This is a genomic window from Cupriavidus sp. DB3, from assembly GCF_020418465.1.
Classification (GTDB): Bacteria; Pseudomonadota; Gammaproteobacteria; order Burkholderiales; family Burkholderiaceae; genus Cupriavidus; species Cupriavidus cauae.
Genome location: NZ_JAIZPL010000004.1, coordinates 630296 through 649310 on the forward strand (window position 1 = coordinate 630296; position 19015 = coordinate 649310).

Annotated in this window: 23 protein-coding genes and 1 pseudogene; 19 read left to right on the forward strand and 5 right to left on the reverse strand. The window is 68.2% G+C overall.

Annotated features, from left to right (window positions below):
• Nucleotides 1–77: 77 nt before the first annotated feature.
• The 6 genes from K7G19_RS16275 (at nucleotide 78) to K7G19_RS16300 (ending at nucleotide 3890) form a co-directional block, all read left to right on the forward strand.
• Nucleotides 78–491 carry a rhodanese-like domain-containing protein gene (locus K7G19_RS16275; protein WP_149317586.1) on the forward strand — a complete coding sequence of 138 codons (414 nt, stop codon included), beginning with the start codon at nucleotides 78–80 and terminating at the stop codon, nucleotides 489–491.
• A gap of 143 nt (nucleotides 492–634) precedes the next feature.
• A complete protein-coding gene (gene grxC / locus K7G19_RS16280; RefSeq protein WP_006579210.1) occupies nucleotides 635–892 on the forward strand; it encodes a glutaredoxin 3 in 258 nt (85 codons plus the stop codon).
• 152 nt (nucleotides 893–1044) lie between these two features.
• The gene (gene secB, locus K7G19_RS16285) at nucleotides 1045–1563 is read left to right on the forward strand and encodes a protein-export chaperone SecB (protein WP_149317143.1); all 519 of its coding nucleotides are present in this window, start codon (nucleotides 1045–1047) and stop codon (nucleotides 1561–1563) included.
• Nucleotides 1541–1867 (forward strand): hypothetical protein, encoded by a 327-nt coding sequence (locus K7G19_RS16290; protein ID WP_226108133.1) that lies wholly within the window; start codon nucleotides 1541–1543, stop codon nucleotides 1865–1867. Before secB ends, K7G19_RS16290 begins: the two co-directional genes overlap by 23 nt.
• The gene (locus K7G19_RS16295) at nucleotides 1864–2889 is read left to right on the forward strand and encodes an NAD(P)H-dependent glycerol-3-phosphate dehydrogenase (protein ID WP_226108135.1); all 1026 of its coding nucleotides are present in this window, start codon (nucleotides 1864–1866) and stop codon (nucleotides 2887–2889) included. Before K7G19_RS16290 ends, K7G19_RS16295 begins: the two co-directional genes overlap by 4 nt.
• Nucleotides 2886–3890, forward strand: a complete 1005-nt coding sequence (locus K7G19_RS16300) for a Bug family tripartite tricarboxylate transporter substrate binding protein (RefSeq protein ID WP_370639555.1) — start codon at nucleotides 2886–2888, stop codon at nucleotides 3888–3890. The genes K7G19_RS16295 and K7G19_RS16300 overlap by 4 nt, the downstream gene beginning before the upstream one ends.
• Nucleotides 3891–4051: 161 nt before the next feature.
• Here the strand turns inward: K7G19_RS16300 and trmL are convergent, their stop codons facing one another.
• Together trmL and K7G19_RS16310 are read right to left on the reverse strand one after the other, a co-directional pair.
• Complete coding sequence (trmL, locus tag K7G19_RS16305) at nucleotides 4052–4522, reverse strand: tRNA (uridine(34)/cytosine(34)/5-carboxymethylaminomethyluridine(34)-2'-O)-methyltransferase TrmL (RefSeq protein ID WP_149317139.1); 471 nt, start codon at nucleotides 4520–4522, stop codon at nucleotides 4052–4054.
• 214 nt (nucleotides 4523–4736) lie between these two features.
• Nucleotides 4737–5432 carry a ComF family protein gene (locus K7G19_RS16310; RefSeq protein WP_226108192.1) on the reverse strand — a complete coding sequence of 232 codons (696 nt, stop codon included), beginning with the start codon at nucleotides 5430–5432 and terminating at the stop codon, nucleotides 4737–4739.
• Nucleotides 5433–5576: 144 nt separating this feature from the next.
• Here K7G19_RS16310 and K7G19_RS16315 point away from each other — a divergent pair, with 144 nt between their 5' ends.
• From K7G19_RS16315 to K7G19_RS16350, 8 genes are all read left to right on the forward strand, one after another.
• Nucleotides 5577–6536: a methyltransferase domain-containing protein gene (locus tag K7G19_RS16315; protein WP_187829126.1), complete on the forward strand. Its 960-nt coding sequence runs from the start codon at nucleotides 5577–5579 to the stop codon at nucleotides 6534–6536.
• Nucleotides 6537–6897: 361 nt separating this feature from the next.
• A complete protein-coding gene (locus K7G19_RS16320) occupies nucleotides 6898–7410 on the forward strand; it encodes a DUF2244 domain-containing protein (protein WP_226108193.1) in 513 nt (170 codons plus the stop codon).
• Between the two features lie 61 nt (nucleotides 7411–7471).
• Nucleotides 7472–8725: a cytochrome c oxidase subunit II gene (gene coxB / locus K7G19_RS16325; RefSeq protein WP_149317137.1), complete on the forward strand. Its 1254-nt coding sequence runs from the start codon at nucleotides 7472–7474 to the stop codon at nucleotides 8723–8725.
• A gap of 39 nt (nucleotides 8726–8764) precedes the next feature.
• Nucleotides 8765–10369 carry a cytochrome c oxidase subunit I gene (gene ctaD / locus K7G19_RS16330; RefSeq protein ID WP_226108137.1) on the forward strand — a complete coding sequence of 535 codons (1605 nt, stop codon included), beginning with the start codon at nucleotides 8765–8767 and terminating at the stop codon, nucleotides 10367–10369.
• A 123-nt stretch (nucleotides 10370–10492) separates the two neighbouring features.
• Complete coding sequence (locus K7G19_RS16335) at nucleotides 10493–10624, forward strand: cytochrome oxidase small assembly protein (RefSeq protein ID WP_226108139.1); 132 nt, start codon at nucleotides 10493–10495, stop codon at nucleotides 10622–10624.
• Between the two features lie 39 nt (nucleotides 10625–10663).
• Nucleotides 10664–11290 carry a cytochrome c oxidase assembly protein gene (locus K7G19_RS16340; protein ID WP_226108141.1) on the forward strand — a complete coding sequence of 209 codons (627 nt, stop codon included), beginning with the start codon at nucleotides 10664–10666 and terminating at the stop codon, nucleotides 11288–11290.
• A 20-nt stretch (nucleotides 11291–11310) separates the two neighbouring features.
• Entirely contained in the window at nucleotides 11311–11526 is a 216-nt protein-coding gene (locus tag K7G19_RS16345) for a DUF2970 domain-containing protein (protein WP_149317134.1), read from the forward strand.
• A gap of 166 nt (nucleotides 11527–11692) precedes the next feature.
• Entirely contained in the window at nucleotides 11693–12553 is an 861-nt protein-coding gene (locus K7G19_RS16350; RefSeq protein ID WP_149317133.1) for a cytochrome c oxidase subunit 3, read from the forward strand.
• A 207-nt stretch (nucleotides 12554–12760) separates the two neighbouring features.
• On the opposite strand, the gene K7G19_RS16355 is transcribed toward K7G19_RS16350, so the two are convergent.
• Nucleotides 12761–12973, reverse strand: a complete 213-nt coding sequence (locus K7G19_RS16355; RefSeq protein ID WP_006577163.1) for a twin transmembrane helix small protein — start codon at nucleotides 12971–12973, stop codon at nucleotides 12761–12763.
• 114 nt (nucleotides 12974–13087) lie between these two features.
• Here K7G19_RS16355 and K7G19_RS16360 point away from each other — a divergent pair, with 114 nt between their 5' ends.
• The 5 genes from K7G19_RS16360 to K7G19_RS16380 all read left to right on the forward strand — a co-directional run bounded on the left by K7G19_RS16360 (nucleotide 13088) and on the right by K7G19_RS16380 (nucleotide 17593).
• Nucleotides 13088–13936, forward strand: a complete 849-nt coding sequence (locus K7G19_RS16360; protein WP_226108143.1) for an SURF1 family protein — start codon at nucleotides 13088–13090, stop codon at nucleotides 13934–13936.
• 18 nt (nucleotides 13937–13954) lie between these two features.
• Nucleotides 13955–14614 (forward strand): cytochrome C oxidase subunit I, encoded by a 660-nt coding sequence (locus K7G19_RS16365; protein ID WP_226108145.1) that lies wholly within the window; start codon nucleotides 13955–13957, stop codon nucleotides 14612–14614.
• A gap of 10 nt (nucleotides 14615–14624) precedes the next feature.
• Nucleotides 14625–15797 (forward strand): heme A synthase, encoded by a 1173-nt coding sequence (locus tag K7G19_RS16370; RefSeq protein WP_149317130.1) that lies wholly within the window; start codon nucleotides 14625–14627, stop codon nucleotides 15795–15797.
• Entirely contained in the window at nucleotides 15794–16735 is a 942-nt protein-coding gene (locus tag K7G19_RS16375) for a heme o synthase (RefSeq protein WP_226108147.1), read from the forward strand. Before K7G19_RS16370 ends, K7G19_RS16375 begins: the two co-directional genes overlap by 4 nt.
• Before the next feature lie 228 nt (nucleotides 16736–16963).
• The gene (locus tag K7G19_RS16380) at nucleotides 16964–17593 is read left to right on the forward strand and encodes an SCO family protein (RefSeq protein WP_149317583.1); all 630 of its coding nucleotides are present in this window, start codon (nucleotides 16964–16966) and stop codon (nucleotides 17591–17593) included.
• Nucleotides 17594–17707: 114 nt separating this feature from the next.
• Here the strand turns inward: K7G19_RS16380 and K7G19_RS16385 are convergent, their stop codons facing one another.
• Both K7G19_RS16385 and K7G19_RS16390 read right to left on the reverse strand, forming a co-directional pair.
• Complete coding sequence (locus K7G19_RS16385) at nucleotides 17708–18586, reverse strand: GntR family transcriptional regulator (RefSeq protein WP_053821014.1); 879 nt, start codon at nucleotides 18584–18586, stop codon at nucleotides 17708–17710.
• 227 nt (nucleotides 18587–18813) lie between these two features.
• Nucleotides 18814–19015, reverse strand: a pseudogene (locus K7G19_RS16390) (hypothetical protein); the annotation flags it as partial.

Sequence of the window (19015 nt, forward strand, 5' to 3'; positions counted from 1 at the left end):
CCGGCCCAACGGACAGGGCCTGGGCGCGAAACCGGCTATTTTATAATGCCGCCGACACAACCCACCGGAAACCCAACGTGAATTTCTTCGCCGACTACAACAACCTTGCCCTGATCGCCCTCGCGGTGGTGTCGGGCGGCCTGCTGGCCTGGCCCACCATTTCGCGCAGCGCGGGCGGCAAGACGGTCAATGCGACCACGGCGACGCAGCTGATCAACAAGCGCGGCGCCGTCGTGGTCGATATCCGCGAACCGGCCGAATATGCCAAGGGCCACCTGCCGCAGGCCAGGAGCGCGCCGCTGGCCGAGCTGGCCAATCGCGCGGCCAGCCTTGCGAAGGACAAGTCCGCCCCCATCATCGTCGTATGCCAGACCGGCCAGCGTTCGTCCAAGGCGCACGCGGCACTGAAGCAGGCCGGCTTCGGCGAGGTCTATTCCCTGGAAGGCGGCGTGGCCGCCTGGCAGCAGGCCGGTCTGCCGCTGGTCAAGTAAGTCCCCAGCCGGGCCGATGCCGTGCTCGGGCGGGCCGTCAGCAGGCCCCGCCCGACGCTGGTACAGTCCGGAAGTCGACCGGCCGCCGCTGCCACCGCAGCGGCGGCGCCGGTCCGAACCGCAAGATGCAAGGAGATAAGCGCATGGCCCGCGTCGTCATGTACAGCACGATGGTGTGTCCGTATTGCCAGATGGCCGAGCGCCTGCTGCGCTCGAAGGGGGTCGAGACGATCGAGAAGATCATGATCGACCGCGAGCCCGGCAAGCGCGAGGAAATGATGAGCCGCACCGGTCGCCGCACCGTGCCGCAGATCTATATCGACGACCGCCACGTCGGCGGCTTCGACGATCTGTCCGCGCTCGATCGCCAAGGGGGCCTGGCGCCGCTGCTGGCTGCCTGATCCGCCCCCCGCGCGGATGAATTCGTCATCCGCGTCATGTACCATATGCGTTTTCCAACCGGACCACGCGGTTGGCCGCCGCCTGGCGCGCGGCCGTCCGCAGCCCGTCCCCTTCCCGCCACGTTTCATTCCCGCCATTCGGGCAGCCATCCATGAGCGACCAGCAAACCAATCAGCAGCAGGACGATCAACCGTACTTCAATATCCAGCGCGTCTACCTGAAGGACATGTCGCTGGAGCAGCCGAATTCGCCGCAGATCTTCCTCGAAACCGAAGCGCCTTCGGTCGAAGTGCAGGTCAACGTCGGCGCCTCGCAGCTGACGGACGGCATCTTCGAGGTCGTCGTGACCGGCACGGTCACCACCAAGGTGCAGGACAAGGTCGCCTTCCTGGTCGAGGCCCATCAGGCCGGCATCTTCGATATCCGCAACGTGCCGGACGAACAGCTCGATCCGCTGCTGGGCATCGCCTGCCCGACCATCCTGTATCCGTACCTGCGCAGCAATATCGCCGACGTGATCACCCGCGCGGGCTTCCAGGCCATCCATCTGTCGGAAATCAACTTCCAGGCGCTGTACGAGCAGCGCCTGCAGGCGGCGATGGAGCAGGCACAGGCGGAAGGCGGCGGCGCCGGCATCGTGATGCCCGATGGCACGCAGGCACGTCACTGATCGTCGAAATATCTGCCGGCGGAACGGGGCTGCGGCCCCGTTCCGCCTTTTTGCGTCTATAGCTTCAATCGATGACATCGACGCCATCGACGCCATAGCCGACATCGCCGACATCGACGCCATAGCCGACATCGCCGACATCGCCGACATCGCTGCGACCGCTGACTTCGCTATGACCACGGACATCGCTGCGATGCTGTCATCGCTGACATCGCGTCCACCGTCGGGCATGCAGCGGGCTGATCTCTCGACCGCCATCGACCAACGCCACGACCAACGCTACCGACCAACGCCACGACCATGAACCTCGCCTTTCTCGGAGCCGGCGCCTGGGGCACCGCGCTGGCCAGCCATGCCGCCGCCGCGCACGCGGTCGTGCTGTGGGGCCGGGACGCCGGCCAGCTCGCCGCGATGGCGGCCTCCGGCGTCAATGCGGACTATCTGCCGGGCGTGCCGCTGTCCGAGCGACTCGGCTTCGAGGCCGATTTCGCCCGTGCGGCCGCGCACGCGCTGTGCGCGCCTGACGGGCTGGTGATCGTCGCCACGCCGGTGTCGGGTTTGCGCGAGATGACGCGGCGCCTGGCCACCGAGGCCTCCGCGCACGGCGTGCCGCTGCGCATGCTGTGGCTGTGCAAGGGCTTCGAGGCCGGCACACACGCGATGCCGCATCAGATGGTGGCCGAGGAACTGGCGGCGGCCGGCGCCTCGGTGCCGGTCGAGTACGGCGTGCTGACGGGACCGAGCTTCGCGCGCGAGGTCGCGCTGGGGCTGCCGTGCGCGCTGACCGTGGCCGGCAATGCGCCGGCGATCGCGGAACTCGCGCAGCGCGCCTTCCACCATCGCGCGATGCGGATCTACGGCAGCGACGATCTGGTTGGCGTCGAGGTCGGCGGCGCGGTCAAGAACGTGCTGGCGATCGCCACCGGCGCCAGCGATGGGCTCGGCCTCGGGCTCAATGCCCGCGCCGCGCTGGTCACGCGCGGCCTTGCCGAGATGACGCGGCTGGGGCTGGCGCTGGGCGGACGTGCCGAGACCTTCATGGGCCTGGCCGGCATGGGCGACCTGATCCTGACCGCCACCGGCGATCTGTCGCGCAACCGCAAGGTCGGCCAGCAGCTGGCCGGCGGCCGGACGCTGGAGCAGGTGCTGGCCGAACTGGGCCACGTCGCCGAGGGCGTGCGCTGCGCGCAGGCCGTGGCGGCACTGGCGGACCAGCATGGCGTCGAGATGCCGATCACGCGCGCGGTTTGCGCGGTGCTGTTCGAGGGCTTGGCGGTGGCCGACGCGGTCACGCAGCTGCTGCAACGCGACGCGCGCGACGAATGACCGCACCGGATCGCCTGAAATCACGCCGGCATTGGCTGGGCGCGCTGGCCGCCTGCGGCGGGGCGCTGGCGCTGCCGCGCTCTCTGTTGGCGGCCGGCAAGGACTGGCCCGCGCGGCCGCTGCGCATGGTGGTGCCGTTTCCGCCCGGATCGTCCCCGGACCTGATCGCGCGCTTGATTTCCGACCCGCTGGCGCAGGCGCTGGGCCAGCCGGTGGTGATCGAGAACCGGCCGGGCGCCGGCGGCAATATCGGCACCGGGCAGGTCGCCCGCGCCGCGCCGGACGGCTACACGCTGCTGTTCACCATCAACGGTCCGCTGGTCACGGCGCCGACGCTGTCGCGCCATCTGCCCTACGATCCGGTGCGCCAGCTGGCGCCGATCACGCTGGTCGCGACCTCGCCCAACGTGCTGGTGGTCGACCCGCGCACCGGCGTGCGCGATCTGCGCGAGTTCGTCGCGCTGGCGCGCGAGCGGCCCGGTGCGCTCAATTACGGCTCGGTCGGCAACGGCAGCGCCGCGCATCTGGCGATGGAGCAGCTGAAGGCGCGGGCCGGAATCTCGCTCGAACACATCCCGTATCCCGGCTTTCCGCAGATCGCGGCGGCGATGATCGCCGGGCAGATCCAGGCCGCCTTCATGGTGCCGGCGATCGCGATGCCGCAGGTCAATGCGGGCAGGCTGCGCGTGCTCGCGGTCACGACCAGCGGTCGCACCAGCCTGCTGCCGTCGGTGCCACCCGTGGCCGAATCCGGCTATCCGGGCTTCGAGGCGATCTCGTGGCAGGCGGTGCTGGCCCCGGCCGGCACGCCGGCGCCCATCGTCGACCGGCTCTATCGCGAACTGGTGAAGATCATCGGCAGCGACAGCGTGCGCGCGCAGATGCGGGCGCAGTACTTCATGCCGGCCGGCACCGCGCCGGCCTCGCTGCGCCAGACCATGGCCAGCGAGAAGGCGCGCTGGGACCAGGTCATCCGCGCGGCCGGCGTGCAGCCGGAATAGCCGAACGTTCGGCGTTCAGGCGCCGCCGGCAAAACCCTGCTGGCGCCAGGCCCCGGACACCACCACGGCGACGGTGTTCGACAGGCGTTCAGGCGCCGCCGGCAAAACCCTGCTGACGCCAGGCCCCGGACATCACCACGGCGAGGGTGTTCGACAGGCGTTCAGGCGCCGCCGGCAAAACCCTGCTGGCGCCAGGCCTCGAACACCACCACGGCGACGGTGTTCGACAGATTCAGGCTGCGGTTGTTGGGGCGCATCGGCAGGCGGATGCGCTGCGACGGCGCGAACCATTCGCGGCGCTCTGGCGCCAGCCCGCGCGTTTCCGAACCGAACACGAACCAGTCCCCGGGGGCGAAGGCGACCTGGCCGAACGGCGTCGAGCCGTGCGTGGTCAGCGCAAACATGCGCGCGGGATCGGGACGTTCGCCGGCGAGGAAGGCGTCCCAGCTGTCGTGCACCTTCATGCTGGCGTACTCGTGGTAGTCGAGGCCGGCGCGGCGCATGCGCGCGTCGTCCAGCGGAAAGCCGAGCGGCTTGACCAGGTGCAGTTGCGCGCCGGTGTTGGCGCACAGGCGGATCACGTTGCCGGTGTTCGGCGGGATCTCGGGTTCGACTAGGACGACATGGAACATGGCGCGCGCAGCTTACCGTGCCGCGGCGCCGCTGTCATCCCACGTGCCATCGCGGGCTCCATCGGCGGCATCACGGCGTGCATCTCCGCGGGACCATCGCGCGTATCACGGCGGGGCATTACAGCAGGCATCACGGCAGGCATCACGGCGGGCATCACGGCGGGCATCACGGCAGGCATCACGGCAGGCATCACGGCAGGCATCACGGCAGGCATCACTGCGGCGCGGGCGTGCGCAGCGCCACCAGCGCGGTGACGCGCGCCGCGCCGTGGCGTTTGAGCACGGCGGCCGCCTCGGCCAGCGTGGCGCCGGTGGTCATCACATCGTCGACCAGCGCGACATGCCGTCCGCGCACGTCGTCGGCGTCGGCATGGCGCGCCAGCGCGAAGGCGCCCGCGATATTGAGATGCCGGCGGTAGGCCGCCAGCGCGGTTTGCGGCGCGGTGTCGCGCGCCCGCACCAGCAGATCGGCACGGGCCGCCGCGCCGAGTCGAGGCGCGAGGCTGCGGGCGATTTCCCACGATTGATTGAAGCCGCGCTCGGCGAGCCGCGCCGGGGCCAAGGGAATCGGCACGACCAGGCAGGGCTTGTCGTCCGGATCGCTCGATGACGGCGAGGGCCGGGCGGCCCAGGCCGACGCCAGTTCGCACGCCAGCCAGTTGGCCAGCGGCAGCACGCCGCCGAACTTCAGGGCCAGCACCAGCGCCTCGCGCGGCGGCGCGTAGTCGCCCAGGGCGATGGTGGCGTCGAAGGGCGGCGGCGCGCAGCGGCACATATTGCAGAGGCCGGCGGCCCGATGCGGCAGGGCGCAGCGCGGACAGCGCGGCGTCGGCTTCAGCAGGTCGTCCGCGCAGCCGGCGCAGACGACATCCGGCTGCACCTGTCCGCACAGCACGCAGGCACACGGCAGCCACCACCGCGCCAGCCGCTCGCGGGCGCCGCCGGCAAGCCGGGCGAGGCGCGCGTATACTGTCGGCCCGGCGCCACCGCGCGGACCCGCCGCGCCTTCGCGCCGCGCGCCGCCGTGCCGATCCTCGTCCTTGCCGCCGCTTCCGTGTCCACGCCTCACGCCGACTCCCCCGATACCTATCTGCCGCCCGCGCGGCTGACCCGGCTCGCCTTCGACCGGCGCAGCCCCGGCTTCGCCCAGCTGGATTTCCTGCTCGGCGAGATCGGCCGGCGCATGCAGGAGCGCATGCAGCTGATCCGCATCCAGCCCGAGCGCGCGCTCGATATCGGCTGCGGCCAGGGCCAGGGCCTCGCCGCGCTGCGGGCGCAGTATCCCGACGCGCAGATCGCCGGGCTCGATATTTCGGGCGCGATGCTGGCGCAGGCGGCGCAGCGCGATCCGCAGCGCCAGCCCGGCTGGCTCGGCCGCCTGCTCGGCAAGCGGCCGACCTTCGACCTGGTGCAGGGCGATCTTGCCACGCTTCCCTTTGCCGAGGGCGCCTTCGACCTGCTGTGGTCGAACCTGGCGCTGCACTGGCATCCCGAGCCGCATCGCGTGTTTCCCGAATGGCATCGCGTGACACGGACCGACGGCCTGGCGCTGTTCTCGCTGTTCGGCCCGGACACCTTGCGCGAACTGCGCGATGCCTTCGCCGAGGTCGATGCCGAGCCGCACACGCTGCGCTTCGTCGACATGCACGATATCGGCGACATGCTGGTCCACAGCGGCTGGTCGACGCCGGTGATGGACATGGAAACGCTGACGGTCACTTACGAGACGCCCGAACGGCTGCTGCGCGACGTGCATGCCTTCGGCGGCCTGCGCCGGCCCGCGGGCGCGGGCGGTGCGCAGGGCGTGCGCGGACTGAAGGGCCGCCGCTGGCACCAGGCGCTGCTTGCCGCGCTGGAGCGCCGCCGCAATCGCGACGGCGTGATCGCGCTGACCTTCGAGATCGTCTACGGCCATGCGTGGAAGCTGCCGCCCAAGGGCGGCCAGGCCCGCGACGAACAGGGCCGTACCGTGGTGCCGATCGACCGCATCGGCCGCGGCCGCCCGCGCGGCTGAGTCGCCCCAGCCTCGCGCCAGGCTCGCCCCGACCGCGCGCCCGCCGCGCGGCAGATCTCGCGCAAGACCGCGCGCCTACGTCGCGCGGGACCTTGCATCAAGCCCCCTCCGACACTGCCGCGACCCGGCGTACTTCGCGCCGTTGCACTGCCGCTGTGCACCGCCGCGCTGTGGCGCGGGCGCCGTGCCGCGCCGGACTTGGCTTGTTACGGTTGACGAAGCGCCCTATAATGCGCCAGTTTGTCGCAGTGGTCCCCTGGCACAGAAGATCGGCGTTTTAGCACCGAAGCAGTGCAGCAGTGCGGTGAAGCCGGCAGAATTCCAGGCGTGCAACCGATGCAGCGATGCAGAGTGGTTGGCGATGCAGGAACTCGGTATCGCACTCCAGACGGCGCGTGACGGGCCCGGTGATAGTCCCAACGGAGCCCATGCCGTGCCGAACAACGACTGGCTGATGAAGCGGAATTGTTCGCTGTCTCCACGCCAGGTCGGCTGGTTTTACCTCTCCATCGTCAGTATTTCCCTTGCCATCGCCTTGTTCTTCGCGTGGCGAGGGGCTTGGCTCGTGCTGCCCTTTGCGGGGCTCGAACTGGCCGGGCTGGGCGTGGCCCTGCTCGCCTATGCACAGCACGCGACAGACTACGAGCGCGTCACGCTCCGCGAGGGCAGGTTGGTGGTCGAGAAGGCCAGCGCCGGTGAGGTGACCCGCGAGGAATTCAATCCGCACTGGGTGCGGGTCGAACTGGGCGAATCGTTCCCGGCGCTGGTGGTGGTGCGCTCTGGAACGCACGCTGTGCAGGTGGGGTGTTTTCTGGACCCGTACAAGCGACGAAAGTTCGCGCAGGAACTCGTTTCAGCATTGCGCGCCTTGTAAAAGGCGGCACCGTTGGGAGCGAGGGGCAGATTCGAATCTGTAATTTGGGTAGAGACAACAAATGAAAATGTGGAAGAAGGCATCCGCAGCGTGTCTGGCAGGCGCGTCCCTGCTCGCCAGCCAGGCAGCCCTCGCTGTCGAAGACATGCCGGGCGGTCCCGCCGTGCGCCAGCTGAACCTGACCGAGCCGGTCACCAAGATCGCCGAGCAGATTCACTGGCTGAACTGGATGATGCTGATCATCTGCACGGTGATCTTCATCGCGGTGTTCAGCGTGATGTTCTATTCCATCTTCACGCACCGCAAGGCCAAGGGCTCGAAGCCGGCCTCCTTCCACGAAAGCATCACTGTCGAAGTCGTCTGGACCATCATCCCGTTCCTGATCGTGATCGGCATGGCGCTGCCCGCGACCAAGACCGTGGTGGCGATGAAGGACACCACCAACTCCGACATCACGATCAAGGCCACCGGCTACCAGTGGAAGTGGGGCTACGACTATCTGAAGGGTGAGGGCGAGGGCATCTCCTTCGTGTCCACCCTGACCACCCCGCGCGAGCAGATCAACAACGAGGCGCCCAAGTCGAACACCTACCTGATGGAGGTGGACAACGAGATGGTGGTGCCGGTCAACAAGAAGATCCGCATCGTCACGACCGCCAACGACGTGATCCACGCCTGGATGATCCCGGCCTTCGGCGTCAAGCAGGATGCGATTCCCGGCTTCGTGCGCGACACCTGGTTCCGCGCCGAGAAGACCGGCGTCTACCGCGGCCAGTGCGCCGAGCTGTGCGGCAAGGAACACGCCTTCATGCCGATCGTGGTGCGCGTGGTGACCGACGCCGAGTACACCAAGTGGGTCGAGGAGAAGAAGAAGGCGATGGCCGCCGCGGCCGACGATCCCAACAAGACCTGGACCCTGGACGAGCTGAAGGTGCGCGGCGAGAAGGTCTACGCCGCCAACTGCGCGGTCTGCCACCAGCCCAACGGCAAGGGCGCCGGCGCCTTCCCGGCGCTGGACGGCTCGAAGGTGGTCAACGGCCCGCAGGCCGACCAGATGCACATCCTGCTCGAGGGCAAGGGCGGCATGCCGTCGTGGAAGCAGCTGTCCGATACCGAGCTCGCCGCGGTGATGACCTACACCCGCAACGTCTGGAGCAACAAGACCGGCGAGGTCATCCAGCCGGCGGACTTCGTCAATGCGCGTGCAGGCAAGTTCCCCGAGGGCGGCGGCGCCAAGTCGGCGCAGGGCGCACCGGCGGACGCCAAGCCCGCCGCAGAGCAAGCCAGCGCGGGCGCCCAGGGCGCCGCGAGCTGAGCGCGTGGACGTTAGAACAGGATTTCAGGAGTTTTCGCGATGAGTACTGCTACCCCGGACGCACTCGCCCATCCGCACGACCACGCGCATGACGAACACCACGATCATCCGCATGGCTGGCGCCGCTGGCTGTTTGCCACCAACCACAAGGACATCGGCACGCTGTACCTGCTGTTCTCCTTCACGATGCTGATCTCGGGCGGCGTGCTCGCGCTGCTGATCCGCCTGGAGCTGTTCGAGCCGGGCCTGCAGTTCTTCCGCCCCGAACTGTTCAACCAGTTCACCACGATGCACGGCCTGGTGATGGTGTTCGGCGCCATCATGCCGGCCTTCGTCGGCTTCGCGAACTGGATGATCCCGCTGCAGATCGGCGCCTCCGACATGGCGTTCGCGCGGATGAACAACTTCAGCTTCTGGCTGATGCCGCCCGCCGCGCTGCTGCTGGCGCTGTCGTTCTTCGTGCCGGGCGGCGCCACCGCCGCAGGCTGGACGCTGTACGCGCCGCTGTCGGTGCAGATGGGCCCGGGCATGGACATGGCGATCTTCGCCATGCACATCATGGGCGCGTCCTCGATCATGGGTTCGATCAACATCATCGTCACCATCCTGAACATGCGCGCGCCGGGCATGACGCTGATGAAGATGCCGATGTTCTGCTGGACCTGGCTGATCACCGCCTACCTGCTGATCGCCGTGATGCCGGTGCTGGCGGGCGCCATCACCATGGTCCTGACCGACCGCCACTTCGGCACCAGCTTCTTCTCGGCGGCCGGCGGCGGCGACCCGGTGATGTACCAGCATATCTTCTGGTTCTTCGGCCACCCCGAGGTCTACATCATGATCCTGCCGGCATTCGGGATCATCTCGCAGGTGGTGCCGGCCTTCTCGCGCAAGCGCCTGTTCGGCTACAGCTCGATGGTCTACGCGACCGCCTCGATCGCGATCCTGTCGTTCATCGTCTGGGCGCACCACATGTTCACCACCGGCATGCCGGTGACCGGCCAGCTGTTCTTCATGTACGCGACGATGCTGATCGCGGTGCCGACGGCCGTGAAGATCTTCAACTGGATCGCCACCATGTGGAAGGGCTCGATGACCTTCGAGACCCCGATGCTGTTCGCGATCGGCTTCATCTTCGTGTTCACCATCGGCGGCTTCACCGGCCTGATCCCGGCGGTGGCACCGATCGACATCCAGATCCAGGACACCTACTTCATCGTGGCGCACTTCCACTATGTGCTGGTGGCGGGCTCGCTGTTCGCGCTGTTCGCGGGCTTCTACTACTGGGGTCCGAAGTGGAGCGGGTTCATGTACAACGAGGCCCGCGGCAAGGTCCACTTCTGGGGTTCGATCATCTTCTTCAACATCGCCTTCTTCCCGATGCACTTCCTCGGGCTGGCGGGCATGCCGCGCCGCTATGCGGACTACGCGATCCAGTTCGCGGACTTCAACGCGATCTCGTCGCTGGGCGCGCTGGGCTTCGGCCTGATGCAGGTGTATTTCTTCTTCTTCGTGGTGCTGCCGTCGTACCGCGGAGGCGAAGTGGCCACCGACAAGCCGTGGGAAGGCGCCGAAGGCCTGGAGTGGACCGTGCCGTCGCCGGCGCCGTTCCACACCTTCGAGGTGCCGCCGCAGGTCCGGTAACGGCATCCGACGAGGCGGGGCGGCGGGCCGCAGGGTCCGCCGCCCCGCCCCGCGGTGCCGGGCCGCACCGGCAAGCTCCGGCCTGCACCGGCCATCACCGGCCACCACCTACCCGAGAATTCGATGCAGCATCCAAACGAAAGCCCATCGCCGACCGAACGCAAGGCCGCCAATCGCCGTCTCGGCCTGATCCTGCTGTCGATCGTGCTGGTCTTCTTTTTGGGTTTCTTCGCCAAGATGACGTGGCTTGGCTGAACGGGCTGAAGTGGCTGAGCCCCGCTGCAAGGTAACGAGATGAGCACGAAGCAGCCGGTTCCGACCGGCGACGTTGAGGACAAGCGCTACAACCGCGGCATGATGCTGCGGCTTCTGGTGATCGTGGGCGTGATGTTCGCCTTCGGCTATGCGCTGGTGCCGCTGTACAAGAAGATCTGCGAGATCACCGGCATCAACGTCGTCACCACGCGCGAGCTCTACGGCGCCAGCGCCGGCAAGGTCAGCCAGAACACGCAGGTCGACACCACCCGCACGATCACGGTGGAGTTCGATTCCAACGCCCGCGGCCCCTTCGCGTTCCGTCCGGTCAAGAGCAGCATGCAGGTCCATCCCGGCGAGATGGCGACCATCGTCTACGAGGTCGCCAACGGGCAGACCCGCGATATCTCGGCGCAGGCCATTCCGAGCTACGCGCCGAAGCAGGCCACCCAGTATTTCAAGAAGCTCGAGTGCTTCTGCTTCCAGCAGCAGACGCTGAAGGCGAAGGAATCGCGCGAGATGCCGGTGGTGTTCGTGATCGACCCGGACTTGCCCAAGGACGTCGAGAACATCACCTTGTCGTACACATTCTTCGAGATCGGCACGCCGATGGCGCCCGCGCCGCAGGGCCATCTCGACCAGCCGCCGGCCAGCGCCGGCAGCTGACGCAGTAGAGGAGGGTTGCCATGGACGAACTGAAGGACGCGGTCAAACGCAAGATGTCGTTCTGGCAGACGCTGCGTGCGGTGTTCTGGTCGTTCATCGGCCTGCGCAAGGGCGCGGAACACGATCGCGACATGGCGAACCTGAACCCGATCCATGTGATCGTCGCCGGCGTACTCGGTGCCGTGATCCTGGTGGTGGTGCTGATCGGCATCGTCCGCCTGGTGGTGGGTGGATAGGTGGGCGGATAGCCGGGCGGACAGGTCGGCAAGGAACGCCGTGCGGCAGCAGGCAGCAATGGCAGGTCGGCCGAACAGGCAACACAAGACAGAAGACAGAGCGTCGTCCGCCCTCGGGCAGCCGGCGTATAACGATGAATCAGAGATCTGAGCTGGAGAAAACAGAATGAGTGCGAATCGCGCAAACGCTCCGTACTACTTCGTACCGGGCCCGTCGCGCCATCCGGTCACGGCGGCCCTGGGGCTGCTGCTGACCGCCGCCGGGGCGGCCGGGTGGGTCAACGGCCAGCCGTGGGCGCCCTATGTCTGCGTGCTGGGCATCCTGTGGTTCCTGTTCGTGCTCAAGAGCTGGTTCGGCGACGCGATCGGCGAGTCGGAAGGGGGCATGTACGGCCGCCGCATCGACATCTCGTACCGCTGGTCGATGGGCTGGTTCATCTTCTCCGAGGTGATGTTCTTCGGCGCCTTCTTCGGCGCGCTGTTCTACGCCCGCGTCTACACGATGCCGTGGCTGGGCGACCTGAACAACAAGATCCTGTGGCCCGATTTCGCCGCGGTGTGGCCGAACGCAGGTCCGGCCGGCACCGTCGAGCCGTACGAGGCGATGGGCCCGTGGCCGATCCCGACCATCAACACGGCGCTGCTGCTGATGTCGGGCGTCACGCTGACCTGGGCGCACCACGCGCTGCTGGCCGGCAAGCGCAGCCAGGTGGTGCAGGGCCTGGTGCTGACCATCCTGCTGGGCGCGGTCTTCATGGGCTTCCAGGTCTATGAATACATGCACGCCTACAGCGACCTGAACCTGAAGCTGACCTCGGGCATCTACGGCTCGACCTTCTTCCTGCTGACCGGCTTCCACGGCTTCCACGTGACGATGGGCGCCATCATGCTGACGGTGGTGCTGATCCGCGTGCTCAAGGGCCATTTCACGCCGGACCACCACTTCGCCTTCGAAGGCGCCGCCTGGTACTGGCACTTCGTCGACGTGGTCTGGCTGTTCCTCTACGTCGTGGTGTACTGGCTGTAAGCAGGCACCGGCTCGAAGGAACGGAAAACGGGGGCGCATCGCGCCCCCGTTTCATTTGCCGGGGCCGTTTCGATTCAGGCGGCGCCGACCCGATCCTTTAGAATGCGGACATCGCCGTGCGTTGCCTGCCAGTCCAAAAAGCAAGCGCCGCAGGAATCCCATCCCTGCGGCGCTTGCTTTTTGTCCGGCTGTCGAAGGTGCCCGGTGCTACGGCCCCGTGCGGATGCCCGTGCTTTCGATCCATCCCATCCAGTACGAGAACAGGATGAACAGGAACAGCGCGATCGACAGGCCGACACGAACCGTCAGCGAACGGACCATATGCGCGCTCGACTTGCCGCGGTCGCGCATCATGAAGAACAGGGCGGAGGCCAGGCTGGAGACGATCAGGATGAAGGCAATGACGATGACGATGCGCATGGCGGCGGTCGGGACAAGGGTGCGTCATTATCGCACCGCGTTCCCGCGGCCGTTTCCGCCGTTCCGGCTGTTCCCGCCGCTGCGGCCCATCCAGCAGCTCGCGCCGCTCCAGCGATGAAGCTGCTGCGCGCCCTGAGCCCGGTGCCGACGGTGGCGGCGCTGGTCGTCATCGCGGTGACCTGTGCGCTCGGCAACTGGCAGCTGGGCCGGGCCCACGACAAGATCGCCCGCGCCGAGCGGCTGCGCGCGCTGGCCGAGGCGCCGCCGCTGCGGATCGGCACGGCGCCGCCGCCGGTGCCCGCGTCTGATCTGGTCTCGCGCAAGGTGGTCGTGCGCGGCCGGTTCGACCCGGCCCACACCGTGCTGCTGGAAAACCGTCCGCACGGCAACGGGCAGGACAGCCGCTCCGGTTTCCTGGTGCTGACACCGCTGCGGCCCGACGATGCCGCGGGCCCCAACGGCACGCATGCCGGCACCGGCACCGGCACTGAGGCCCCCCGCGCCGTGCTGGTGCTGCGCGGCTGGCTGCCGCGCGACGCGCAGGATCGCACCCGCATCGCGCCGTTTCCGACGCCCGAGGGCACGGTGACGCTGCAGGGCGTGGCACTGGCCGATGTGCCCAGGGTCTATCAGCTCGGCGGCGCCGATGCCCAGCGCGGCGAACGCATCCGGCAGAACCTGGACCTGGACGCCTTCGCCGCCGAACTGGGTACGCCCCTGCAGCCCTTCGTGCTGCAGCAGCGCAGCGACACCGGCGATGGCCTGGCGCGCGACTGGGCGAGCGCCGACCTCGGCGTCGAGCGCCACTACGGCTATGCCTTTCAGTGGTATGGTCTGGCCGCGCTGACGCTGGTATTGCTGCTGGCGCTGACCTGGCGGCGTGCCCGGCGGCTCGCCATGCCGGCGGATGCCGGCGGGGCCACGGTCGCGGCCCCCGCGGGCGGTGCCCGCCACGACGATTAATCACTCCAACGACTATCCATGCCTTCCGATCCCGCCACGGCCAAGCCGGCCGCGCCGCAAGACTCCCGCAGCGATCCGCGCATCGATGCCCGCACGCGCCGCGGCCGGATCCAGATGCTGTTGCTGCTGCTGGTCTGCGCCTCGCCGGTCATCGCCTCGTATCTGACCTACTACGTGTTCCGGCCGGCCGGCGGGCAGACCAACTACGGCACGCTGATCGAGCCGCAGCGCCCGGCGCCGGCCGTGCGCGTGACCGACGAACGCGGCCAGGCGGTGCCGCTGCAGGACTTCAAGGGCAAATGGCTGCTGGTGTCGACCGACAGCGCTGCCTGCGACGAGGCCTGCGCGAAGCGGCTGTTCACGATCCGGCAGATCCGGGCCGGCCAGGGCAAGGAGCGCGAGCGCATCGTGCCGGTCTGGCTGGTCAGCGACGACGGTCCGATCGATCCGCGCCTGACGGCGGCCTACAACGAGCCCTATGCCGGCGTGCGCTTCCTGCGCATGGACCGCGAGCAGATCCGCGGCTGGCTGCCGCCGGCGGACGGCGAGGCCGTCGAGGCGACACTGTATCTGGTCGATCCGCTCGGCAATCTGATGATGCGGTTCCCGAAGGACCCGGACCCGAAGAAAGTGCATTCGGACCTCAGCCGCCTGCTCAAGTACAACCGCATCGGCTGATGGAGGGCCCATGCTGACTCAACTCGCCCTGATCGGCCTGCTGCTGGCGCTGCTGCCGCTCAGCTACGTGCTGGCCCGCGGCAGCCGCGACAAATACCGCAAGCTGGTCTGGATCACCGCCTTCCTGACGCTGGACCTGATCATGTTCGGCAGCTTCACCCGGCTGACCGACTCGGGGCTGGGCTGCCCCGACTGGCCCGGCTGCTACGGCCATTCGAACCCGTATGCCGCCGTCGAGCACATTCGCGCGGCGGAAACCGCGTTGCCGAGCGGGCCGGTGACCTGGGCCAAGGCCTGGATCGAGATGCTGCACCGCTACTTCGCCATGGCGGTCGGCGTGTTGATCATTGCGCTGGTGGTGCTGGCCTGGAGCAAGCGCCGCGAACTGAAGCAGTCGCCCTGGTTCGCCACCGGCGTGCTGCTGCTGGTCTGCGTGCAGGGCGCGTTCGGCGCCTTCACGGTCACGATGAAGCTGCAGCCGATCATCGTGGTCACCCATCTGCTGCTGGGCATGGCGCTGCTGGCGGCGCTGATCTGGCTGGGATCGCGCAGCGACCCGCCGCGCACGATCGCGCCGGCCGCGGCCGGCCTGCGCTGGCCCGGGCGGATCGCGCTGGCGCTGCTGGTGATCCAGATCTTCCTCGGCGGCTGGGTCAGCACCAATTACGCGGTGCTGGCGTGCACCGACTTCCCGCTGTGCAACGGGCAATGGATTCCGGAGATGGATTTCCGCCACGGCTTCACGCTGTGGCGGCAGCTTGGCATGACGGCCGACGGCGATTACATCCCGCATTCGGCCCTGGTGGCGATCCACTGGGTGCACCGCGGCTTTGCGGTCGTTGTGCTGGGCTATCTGGCCTGGTTCGCGCTGCGCACGCGCCGCTTTGCGCCGCTGGCGCGGGCCTCGCACTGGCTGCTGGCGGTGCTGGTGCTGCAGTTGGCGACGGGTTTGTCGAACATCGTGCTGGATTGGCCGCTTTTGCCGGCAGTCGCCCACAATGGCGGCGCGGCGGTGCTGCTGATGCTGTTGGTCAGGCTCAATTACAATATAGGGCTCGCGACCCGTGCCGCCACCGCCGCGGCCCCCGGTTCATTCGATCGCGCCCCCGCTGCCGCCCCTGACGCCCCGGCTCCCGATGCCGCCGGCGCAAACCGCCCGGCCGACACGGCGCGCGCCTCATGAAAGACAAGACAGCTCCCGTGGCCACCACCGCTACCCAGACCCAGCAACCGCCCAGCCGGCTGCGCCACCTCGCCCGCCAGTACGCCGCGCTGACCAAGCCGCGCGTGACGCAGCTGGCGGTCTTCTGCGCCATCATCGGCATGTTCCTCGCCACGCCCGGCATGGTGCCGTGGCGCGTGCTGATCGGGGGCGCCGCCGGCATCTGGCTGCTGGCCGCGGGCGCCTTCGCGATCAACTGCCTGGTCGAGCAGAAGGTGGACGCGCTGATGCGCCGCACCGCGTGGCGCCCGTCGGCGACCGGCGAAATCGGCACCAGCCAGATCCTGGTGTTCTCGCTGGTGCTGGGCGGCGCCGGCATGTGGCTGCTGCACGTGTTCACCAACGACCTGACGATGTGGCTGACCTTTGCCACCTTTGTCGGCTACGCGGTGGTCTACACGATCCTGCTCAAGCCGGCCACGCCGCAGAACATCGTGATCGGCGGCCTGTCGGGCGCGATGCCGCCCGCGCTGGGCTGGGCCGCCGTGGCCGGAGACGTGCCGGCCGAGGCCTGGTTCCTGGTGCTGATCATCTTCACCTGGACCCCGCCGCACTTCTGGGCGCTGGCGCTGTACCGCCGCGCCGACTATGCGAAGTCGGGCCTGCCGATGCTGCCGATCACGCATGGCGAGCGCTTCACGCTGCTGCATATCCTGCTGTACACGCTGGTGATGATCGCGGCCACGCTGCTGCCCTTCGTCTATGGCATGAGCGGCTACATCTATCTGGCGGCGGCGCTGGTGCTGGGCGGCGTCTTCCTGGCCTACGCGTGGAAGCTGTACCGGCAATATTCGGATGCGCTGGCGCAGCGCACCTTCCGTTTCTCGATCCTCTATCTGTCGCTGCTGTTCGCCGCGCTGCTGATCGACCACTACTTCAAGTTCGTGCCGCAGCCGTGATGGCGGCCCGGCCGCGACAAGATGTCGCGGCCAACGCCCGGTGCGCCGCGATCGGCGATACTAGCCGCTGCTGGTGGCGCGCCTGCCGCGCCACCTCAGGCCCGGCACACGCGGACAAGCGCGAACAAGACGCGAACACGCCGCCAACAAAGCCGCCAACAAAGCCGCCAACAAAGCCGCCGACAAGCGGCCGACATGTCCCCGGACAAGCCCAATCGAACCGATACCATGCGCACCGCCTCGTTTTCCTCGTCCGTCTTCCCCTTCCTGGCCAAGCTGCGGCGCTTTCTGCTGGTCGCGCTGCTGGCGCTGGGCCTGGCCGCCTGCGGCCAGCAGAAGCCGACCTTTCAGAATATCGACGTGACCGGCGGCAGCGAATTCGGCAAGGACTTCAAGCTGACCGACCACACCGGCAAGCAGCGCACGCTGGCGGACTTCAAGGGCAAGGCGGTGGTGATGTTCTTCGGCTACACCCATTGCCCGGACGTATGCCCGACCACGATGGTCGAGTGGAAGACGGTGATGGAGCAGCTCGGCCCCGACGCCGATCGCGTGCAGGTGCTGTTCATCACCGTCGACCCGGAGCGGGACACGCAGGCGCTGCTGGCCCAGTACGTGCCGGCCTTCGATCCGCGCTTCCTCGGCATGCGGCCCGCCGACGAGGCGGCGCTGCGCCAGCTCACCAAGGACTTCAAGGTGTTCTACGCCAAGGTGCCGGGCAGTTCGCCCGGCAACTACACGGTCGACCATTCCGCCGGCAGCTATGTGTTCGATCCGGAAGGGCGGCTGCGGCTGTTCATTCGCCACGGCCAGGGCACCGAGCCGATCGTCAAGGACATGAAGCAGCTGCTGTCCTGAGCGCCTCGATCGACCCCCAGGACATGGGTCCGGAGTCCTCTGGTCCCGTGTCCTCAGTCCCGAACCCTCAGTCGGTCCTGAGTCCTCGGTCCTCAGTGCTCGGTACTGCCCGGCTCAGCCCTTGTTGAAGATGCTGTAGAAGTCCGGCGCCCCGACCTCGGTCACGGTGAGGTCCAGCGACCCTTCGATGTGCTCCAGATGCTCGCGCATCACCGCGCGCGCCGCGCCCTCGTCGCGCTTCTCGATCGCCGCGATCAGCTCGCGGTGCTCGTGCTCCGGGCAGGCCGGCGCGCCGGGCCGGTCATACAGCGTGATGATCAGGCAGGTCAGCGAGACCATCTCGCGGATGACCTTCTCCAGGATGGCGTTGCCCGCCATTTCCGCCAGCAGGATATGGAATTCCCCCGATAGCCGGATCACCGCGGCGCGGTCGCCGCGCGCGCGCGCCGCGTCTTCTTCCTGCACGTGCCGCTGCAGGCTGCGGACCTTGGCCGGCGTCGCGTGGCGCGCCAGCGTGGCGGCCAGCTCCGGCTCGATGACCTGGCGCGTCTGGAAGACCTGGTGCGCTTCCTCGACCGTCGGGCTGGCGATAAAGGCGCCGCGGTTCGGCACCAGCGTGACCAGCTTCTCGTGCGCGAGCCGGGCGAACACCTGGCGGATGCGGGCGCGGCTGGCCCCGGTGACCTCGCACAGCCGCTCCTCGACCAGCTTGGTGCCGGCCAGCAGCCGGTGTTCCATGATGGCGGACAGCAGGCTCAGATAGATCGCCTCGGTGGCCGAGGCCTCGGCGGTGCCGTTCTCCGGGCTGTCGGCGGCATTGGCGGCAGCGGCCTCGGCGGCGTTCATGGTGTGGGCGTCCTCAGCTGGCGAGGCAGCGCCGCGGGCGGACGTCCGGCGGGCGGCGGGTTTGCCGGCGGCCGTCTTGCGCCCGGCCGGCGTGGGCGCCGAGGCGGCAGCGGTCTTGCCGCCGGTCGGCTTGCGAAGAGAAGACATTGTGACGATGCGCGGTGCACTTTGTCACCGCGATTGGCGACGAACGATCCGCATATCGTACACAAAGCGCGCGGCACCGGTCCGAAACGTCGCCGGGCGCGCGCGCCGATGGAAGGATCGGGCCCGGCACCGCGACGATGCGCGCAGCGTGCCGTCGAGCCATCCGCGCAACAGCGTGCCATCCAGTCGTCCGCGCCGCGTGCCATCCAGCCATCCGCACCGCCCCTTCAGAGTGCCAGCGACAGATCGCCCTGTACGGCCGTCGCCATCGGCGCACGTACCGATCCCGGATAGGGATGCGTCTCGATCCAGTGCCGCGCGATATCGATCCGGCGCGCGATCCAGACCTTGTCGTGCGACTGCACGTAGTCCAGGAAACGCTGCAGCGCGCGAAAGCGCCCAGGGCGGCCGAGCAGCCGGCAATGCATG

Bases quoted from the DNA above. Each gene is read 5' to 3' on its own strand.
- grxC (WP_006579210.1), top strand. From the start codon at position 635: ATGGCCCGCGTCGTCATGTACAGCACGATGGTGTGTCCGTATTGCCAG.
- secB (WP_149317143.1), top strand. From the start codon at position 1,045: ATGAGCGACCAGCAAACCAATCAGCAGCAGGACGATCAACCGTACTTC.
- K7G19_RS16290 (WP_226108133.1), top strand. From the start codon at position 1,541: ATGGCACGCAGGCACGTCACTGATCGTCGAAATATCTGCCGGCGGAAC.
- K7G19_RS16295 (WP_226108135.1), top strand. From the start codon at position 1,864: ATGAACCTCGCCTTTCTCGGAGCCGGCGCCTGGGGCACCGCGCTGGCC.
- K7G19_RS16300 (WP_370639555.1), top strand. From the start codon at position 2,886: ATGACCGCACCGGATCGCCTGAAATCACGCCGGCATTGGCTGGGCGCG.
- trmL (WP_149317139.1), bottom strand. From the start codon at position 4,522: ATGTTCCATGTCGTCCTAGTCGAACCCGAGATCCCGCCGAACACCGGC.
- K7G19_RS16320 (WP_226108193.1), top strand. From the start codon at position 6,898: ATGCAGGAACTCGGTATCGCACTCCAGACGGCGCGTGACGGGCCCGGT.
- coxB (WP_149317137.1), top strand. From the start codon at position 7,472: ATGAAAATGTGGAAGAAGGCATCCGCAGCGTGTCTGGCAGGCGCGTCC.
- ctaD (WP_226108137.1), top strand. From the start codon at position 8,765: ATGAGTACTGCTACCCCGGACGCACTCGCCCATCCGCACGACCACGCG.
- K7G19_RS16335 (WP_226108139.1), top strand. From the start codon at position 10,493: ATGCAGCATCCAAACGAAAGCCCATCGCCGACCGAACGCAAGGCCGCC.
- K7G19_RS16340 (WP_226108141.1), top strand. From the start codon at position 10,664: ATGAGCACGAAGCAGCCGGTTCCGACCGGCGACGTTGAGGACAAGCGC.
- K7G19_RS16345 (WP_149317134.1), top strand. From the start codon at position 11,311: ATGGACGAACTGAAGGACGCGGTCAAACGCAAGATGTCGTTCTGGCAG.
- K7G19_RS16350 (WP_149317133.1), top strand. From the start codon at position 11,693: ATGAGTGCGAATCGCGCAAACGCTCCGTACTACTTCGTACCGGGCCCG.
- K7G19_RS16355 (WP_006577163.1), bottom strand. From the start codon at position 12,973: ATGCGCATCGTCATCGTCATTGCCTTCATCCTGATCGTCTCCAGCCTG.
- K7G19_RS16360 (WP_226108143.1), top strand. From the start codon at position 13,088: ATGAAGCTGCTGCGCGCCCTGAGCCCGGTGCCGACGGTGGCGGCGCTG.
- K7G19_RS16365 (WP_226108145.1), top strand. From the start codon at position 13,955: ATGCCTTCCGATCCCGCCACGGCCAAGCCGGCCGCGCCGCAAGACTCC.
- K7G19_RS16370 (WP_149317130.1), top strand. From the start codon at position 14,625: ATGCTGACTCAACTCGCCCTGATCGGCCTGCTGCTGGCGCTGCTGCCG.
- K7G19_RS16375 (WP_226108147.1), top strand. From the start codon at position 15,794: ATGAAAGACAAGACAGCTCCCGTGGCCACCACCGCTACCCAGACCCAG.
- K7G19_RS16380 (WP_149317583.1), top strand. From the start codon at position 16,964: ATGCGCACCGCCTCGTTTTCCTCGTCCGTCTTCCCCTTCCTGGCCAAG.
- K7G19_RS16385 (WP_053821014.1), bottom strand. From the start codon at position 18,586: ATGTCTTCTCTTCGCAAGCCGACCGGCGGCAAGACCGCTGCCGCCTCG.